The organism is Streptomyces sp. D2-8, assembly GCF_023184515.1.
Classification (GTDB): domain Bacteria; phylum Actinomycetota; class Actinomycetes; order Streptomycetales; family Streptomycetaceae; genus Streptomyces.
This window is the reverse complement of record NZ_JAAHBP010000051.1, coordinates 1-802: the sequence shown is the minus strand read 5'-3', so window position 1 is coordinate 802 and position 802 is coordinate 1. Positions and strand designations below refer to the sequence as shown.

Sequence of the window (802 nt, the reverse complement as noted above, 5' to 3'; positions counted from 1 at the left end):
AACGACTCGGAGGCGCCGGGAGGTTACGGTGATAGGCCGTCGGCGGAGCCTTCCAGCACGCCGTCGGTGGAGCCGAAGCCGTCGCTGCCGGTTGCCGACGACGGTGGTTATGGCCACGAGGACGTGGAAGGTGGTTACGGCGGCGACTCGGAGGCGCCGGGAGGTTACGGTGATACGCCACCGGCGACGAAGCCGCCGACGACGCCACCGGCGACGAAGCCGCCGACGACGCCACCGGCGACGAAGCCGCCGACGACGCCACCGGCGACGAAGCCGCCGACGACGCCACCGGCGACAACTCCGCCGGCGACGAAGCCGCCCACGTCGGCGCCACCGACTGCCCCGCACCCCGAGCCCCCGACGAAGCCACCAGCCTCACCCCCGACGGAGCCGCCCTCCCTCCCCGACACCGGGGCTGGGGACCAGGCGCTCCTGGCTTCAGTAGCTGCCGCGTTCCTGCTGACGGGCGGCGCCGTTCTGTACCGGCGAGGCCGAGTCGCGTCTCGTCGGTAGTGCTCTGTTCTGGGTGCCGGACGCATCGCGTCTGGCACCCCAGTGCGTGGCATGGGCAGCGGCGGAATGTGCCGGACGGCGTAAGTCTGTCTGGAGTGAAGCGGTGGCCCCAGCAGTCCCACCAGAAGATCATCCCACCCGGCTAACCAACGTGACAGCGCCAGCTCTTGCGGTAGGGCCAGGCGTTGTCGGTCAGGACCCGCTCGATGCGGCCGATGCCGTGAGCGTGGAAGAAGGCCGCGGCCCGGCGCAGGAAGCCGGCGCAGGTGGCGGCCTTCTCGTCGCCGTG

Annotated in this window: 1 protein-coding gene and 2 pseudogenes; 1 reads left to right on the top strand and 2 read right to left on the bottom strand. The window is 71.6% G+C overall.

Features of this window, described 5'->3' with window-relative positions:
• Positions 1 to 164 precede the first annotated feature (164 nt).
• Positions 165 to 323 (bottom strand): hypothetical protein, encoded by a 159-nt coding sequence (locus G3I77_RS41050; protein WP_248512409.1) that lies wholly within the window; start codon positions 321 to 323, stop codon positions 165 to 167.
• A 73-nt stretch (positions 324 to 396) separates the two neighbouring features.
• Here G3I77_RS41050 and G3I77_RS41045 point away from each other — a divergent pair.
• Positions 397 to 513: pseudogene (locus G3I77_RS41045) on the top strand (LPXTG cell wall anchor domain-containing protein); the annotation flags it as partial.
• A gap of 163 nt (positions 514 to 676) precedes the next feature.
• On the opposite strand, the pseudogene G3I77_RS40295 reads toward G3I77_RS41045, so the two are convergent.
• Positions 677 to 802, bottom strand: a pseudogene (locus G3I77_RS40295) (IS481 family transposase); the annotation flags it as partial.